The following is a 4861-nucleotide window of genomic DNA, read 5'->3' as shown; positions in this document are numbered from 1 at the left end:
CGGCTGCTCCCAGAAAGCTATCAGCACCGTTATCAGTCTGTAGACCAAGTTTTGGAGGTGTTGGAGCTTCAGTCTGCGCCCTCTGCTAATCCCTCTCAATCAACGTCTAATTATCACGAGTCTTTTCTGAATTTTTTAACGTCATTCAGACAAAATGACCAGTTAAAAAAACAAGTTATGATGGGAGGATTTTCTTTATTATCTCTAGGATTAATTACTCAAGGATATGGATATTTTCGCTATCAAACCTTTCCGTCTAATCTAAGTTTTTTGATTGCTGGTTTCCCCAGCAGTACCTACCTCAAAGCTACTCTGAGTGGACACAGTAACTCAGTGCGTTCTATTGCGGTAAGTCCTGATAATCAATATTTGGTAAGTGGTAGTAATGATCATACTGTAAAAATTTGGAATTTGCCGAAAGGTGAGTTAGTTAGAACTCTTAATGGCCATGATGGTAATGTTTATTCTGTCGCTATTACTCCTGATGGAGAAAATATTGCTAGTGGTGGCGATGACAACACTATCAAGATTTGGAATTTGAAAAGGGGTCAGCTGAAAAAGAATCTTACTGGTCATCAGGGTTTTATTAGTTCTGTTGCGATTAGTTCCGATGGAAAAACGTTAGTAAGTGGCAGTTATGACCAAACTATCAAAGTTTGGAATTTACCGACGGGTAAGCTTAAACAAACCTTAACGGGGGAAACGAATTGGGTTAGTTCGGTGGTGATTAGCCCTGATGGCAAAACGTTAGTTAGTGGTAATGGGGGCAATACGATCAGAATTTGGGATTTGGATACAGGTAATCTAAAAAAGACCCTCACCGGTCATAGAGATTCCGTTGTTTCTATAATCATTAGTCCTGATGGTAAAACATTATTTAGTAGTAGTCTAGACCGTAATATTAAGATTTGGGATTTAACAATTGGTGAATTAAAAAATACCTTGACTGGACATATATACTATGTTCATTCTCTGGCGATTAGCCCAGATGGTAAAACCTTGGTTAGTGGTAGTGCTAATAATACCATTAAGGTTTGGAATTTAGAAACGGGTGAGTTGAAAAATACCCTCACTGGTCATACAAACTGGGTGAGTTCTCTGGCGATTAGTCCCGATGGAAAAACCTTAGTCAGTGGGAGTAGAGATGATAGTATTAAACTTTGGAAGTTGCCTTAATTTATGACAGTAAGCTGGTGTTAATTTAAAATTTTAGGTTATGAGAGCAAGGGAACAGGGAGCAGGGAGCAGGGAGCAGGGGTAAAGAGTTTTATTTTTTTGATAACTAAATAATATCTAATTGAAATGCACAACAGCTTAAAGGATAAAGTGTAAAGTCTAAGCTGTAAACTGTAAAGTGTAAACCGTTAATAAAATTTAAATGCATACCTGGCACTGGCACACTTGGAACAATTTGCCCTATTTAACGAGTAGCCTATTGAAGCAATGGAATCACGGCTTCTTTTCCTCAGCATTTTCTCCCCGTTCTCCTGAAGAAATGGTCGATGTACTCCAGCCTGATGCCCAGGTGTATCGAGTTAAACAGGTCCACGGCAATACAGTACTGACTCCTGGGGAAATTGAAAGTACCCAAAACGGTGAGCCAGACTCCGATAAACCACCGGCTGATGGTATTATAAGTGAGGAAGCTAACCAAGGTGTTTGGGTTTGTACGGCAGATTGTACGCCCTTACTGATTGGGGATATCGAAACGGGACAGGTAGCAGCAATTCATGCGGGCTGGCGGGGTACTGCTCAAAAGATTGTTCCTAATGCGATCGCACGATTGCTAAACAATGGTAGCCGTAAAGAAAATTTACGCATTGCTCTCGGTCCAGCAATTACAGGGGAATGCTATCAGGTATCAGAAACGGTGGCGGCTGAAGTGGGAGCTAGTATTGTATCTACTGATCAAGGGAATACCACTGAATCAATTATGGGGGTTTTGCAGCAGCTAGACGACTCCCCAATATTAGAGGACCCGAAACCCGGACGAGTACGCTTGGATGTGCGGCGAGTGAATGTCTTACAGTTGGAACAATTGGGCATTGATTCAGAACAAATTGCGATCGCACCCCACTGCACTTACTCTGAACCGGAGCGTTTTTTTTCCTATCGCCGTAATCAACTTAAGAAAGTTCAGTGGTCTGGTATTATTAGCTATTGAAGCGTAAGCTATCAGCGTGTCGCGTATCAGCTATCAGCTAATGCACTACAGGTTGTGCTACTTGATGTGCTTATGGGCTATTAGGAAGCTACACCGAACAGCTTTTTAATAAGCCATGCAGAGGTGCGACCCGTGGCGAATTTAATTACGGGTCAAGCGCACCATTACCGACCTGCGGGGGTTTCCCCCACTCGCGCTTTGCATCAAGAAAACAAGTAAGCATTCGAATAATGCTGAGTTATGGAAAGCACCTCAAGCAGCGTGATCCAAAGGCTGACTGCTGACGGCTGACGGCTGAATGCAACGGAACCGGTACGACAATAGCAAAGAAACGTCCTTAAGTTCATGCCACGCACCCCTAGATTAACGTTTGACCGGGGAACTCTGATTTTGCATCCACCACCGAGGGGTAAAGCTTGGGTGGAGTATGCGACTTGGGATGATCGGGTAGAAAAGTTTCGGATTAGAGGAATTCACTATCGTCCTCTGGTAGAAAGCTTACTCAGAGACAAGGTTGATTTTATTGATGATGCTAGGGAATTTGTGCCTCTGCCACTAGTATCTAGTTTTGAGATGGAACCTTATCCCCATCAACTGGAAGCTCTATTGGCATGGAAGCAAGCCGGTCGTAAAGGGGTAGTGGTGCTACCAACCGGAGCAGGTAAGACTTATCTGGCACAGTTGGCAATGCAAGACACTCCTCGTAGTACCATAGTTGTGGTACCAACCCTAGATTTAATGCACCAGTGGTATGCTCAACTGGAGGCAGCCTTTCCAGATGTGGAGGTGGGAGTGTTGGGGGGTGGTTCTCGCGATCGCACGCCTATCCTGATCGCCACCTATGATAGTGCCACTATTCATGCGGAAACCTTAGGGAATCGGTACGCTTTGGTGATTTTTGATGAGTGTCATCACTTACCTACGGATTTTTATAAGGTGATTGCGGAATATGCGATCGCACCCTATCGGTTAGGACTGACAGCAACCCCAGACCGCTCCGATGGCCGTCATTGGGATCTTAATGGTTTGATTGGACCGGAGGTTTATCGGAAAAGCCCTGATCAATTGGCGGGTTTGGCCCTAGCTGACCATAAGGTAATTCAGATTAAGGTCAAGCTGTCCCAAAAAGAACGCGATCGCTATAATTATTGCATGACGTTGCGCAATGATTTTTTGCGAGCCTCTAACATTCATCTCGGCAGTATTAAAGGTTGGCAGCACTTTGTGATGGCAAGTGCGCGATCGCAAAGTGGACGCCGTGCCATGTTAGCTCACCGGGAGGCCAAGGAAATTGCTTTGGGTACCGATGGAAAATTAAGGATTTTGCTAGATTTACTGGCTCAGCATTACCCAGAGAAGATGTTAATTTTTACCAATGGTAATGCTACACTTTATCGCATTTCTCAAGAGTTATTGATTCCCGCGATTACTCATCAAACTCCAGTCAAAGAGCGTCATGATATTTTGAAGCGATTTCGGGAAGGAGAGTATCGCTGTTTAGCGGCATCCCATGTGTTGAATGAGGGAGTCGATGTACCCGATGCGCGAGTAGCGATTATCTTATCAGGGACCGGTTCATCTCGGGAGTATATCCAGCGCTTGGGTCGGGTATTGCGTAAAGGTAAAGATGGGGAGAAGGTGGCGTTATTGTATGAAGTGGTAGCGGAGGATACCTCTGAAGAACGGACCTCTTGGCGTCGCCATGGTGGTGGTAGCAAGAATGAACCGCGAAGGCGCAAACAGCCCGAACGGGCGAAGACCGGTAAGCAGTTGGAGCTCTTGCCAGAGCAGGGTTATCAGGTCAAGCCTAGGAGTAGCCCCAGGGCGGCTGAGTCCAAGGGGAAGTGGGGAGATGAGGATGATGAGTTTTAGTATTTCTCAAAAGGTGATAGGGTGATCTGGTGATGGGGTGCTAGCTATGAATGAAAATTGGTATCAACACCCCTCTCACCAGGTATCGAACTTACCAGGTCTCAAACCAGATGCGATCGCAAGCCCCGCTCAGGCATTATTACTCAGAAAAAACTAGGTGTCCTGCTGATCACTATCAAGACACCTGACTCTTGTAATGTTTAGGTATTACATTTTCATTTTGAAGTGCGGAAGGTAGGATCGAATTTTTGTGATGGGATTCAACCTAGGAGAGGCTATGGGATGCTCGTTACGAGCCGCCACGTGAACGAAAAATCGAGCATTCGGGGTTCATGTCTTATCCCCCGAATGCTACCCTTAGGTTACAGTCCTCGGTAAGCATTAAATCTATACCGTTGGAACTGCTTTATTGTTTAATATAGACCTCGCTCCGCACCTTGTCAGGCCAGTGGAAACTAGGGATCCCTTACAATAAGGGGGGGTACGCCAGTTGCTGATCTGACTCCCTATCTGACCATCTGACTACACTCTTAGCTTGCTAGCTAAATACTGCTATAAACCGGCTGCTCTATACAACTAGACCGATTGCTGAGCCATAGAGGATGTTAGTAGCACCAGAATCGAGAATACCTCCGAGGTCTTCACCAGGAACTCCTATGGCTAAGTCATCGTAGCCGTCCCCATTGAAGTCCTGCACTGCCAAGCTAGATCCAAAGTTATCGTACTCCTCAGCTATATCGTTAACGCCAGAACTAGCTTGGCTCCAAAACTGATTACCAGTAGTAGTCAAGCCAAAGACGGAACCGTAGATAATGTTTACAGCCC

At 45.0% G+C, this 4861-nt stretch carries 3 protein-coding genes and 1 pseudogene; 3 read left to right on the top strand and 1 reads right to left on the bottom strand.

The window, feature by feature from the left end; genetic code table 11:
* The 3 genes and pseudogenes from F6K38_RS35030 to F6K38_RS35020 all read left to right on the top strand — a co-directional run.
* Positions 1-1176, top strand: a pseudogene (locus tag F6K38_RS35030) (WD40 repeat domain-containing protein); the annotation flags it as partial.
* Between the two features lie 202 nt (positions 1177-1378).
* On the top strand, positions 1379-2164 hold the full coding sequence (gene pgeF, locus F6K38_RS35025; RefSeq protein WP_287265204.1) for a peptidoglycan editing factor PgeF: 786 nt from the start codon (positions 1379-1381) through the stop codon (positions 2162-2164).
* 345 nt (positions 2165-2509) lie between these two features.
* Positions 2510-4036 (top strand): DEAD/DEAH box helicase, encoded by a 1527-nt coding sequence (locus tag F6K38_RS35020; RefSeq protein WP_287359706.1) that lies wholly within the window; start codon positions 2510-2512, stop codon positions 4034-4036.
* Positions 4037-4604: 568 nt separating this feature from the next.
* Here F6K38_RS35020 and F6K38_RS35015 read toward each other — a convergent pair.
* Positions 4605-4861, bottom strand: a 257-nt coding sequence (locus tag F6K38_RS35015) for an FG-GAP repeat protein (protein WP_287359705.1), incomplete at its 5' end; no start/stop codon positions are given.

This window comes from Moorena sp. SIO3B2 (genome assembly GCF_010692525.1).
Classification (GTDB): Bacteria; Cyanobacteriota; Cyanobacteriia; order Cyanobacteriales; family Coleofasciculaceae; genus Moorena; species Moorena producens.
The sequence above is the reverse complement of the archived record's forward strand: the minus strand, read 5'-3'. Positions and strand labels throughout refer to the sequence as shown.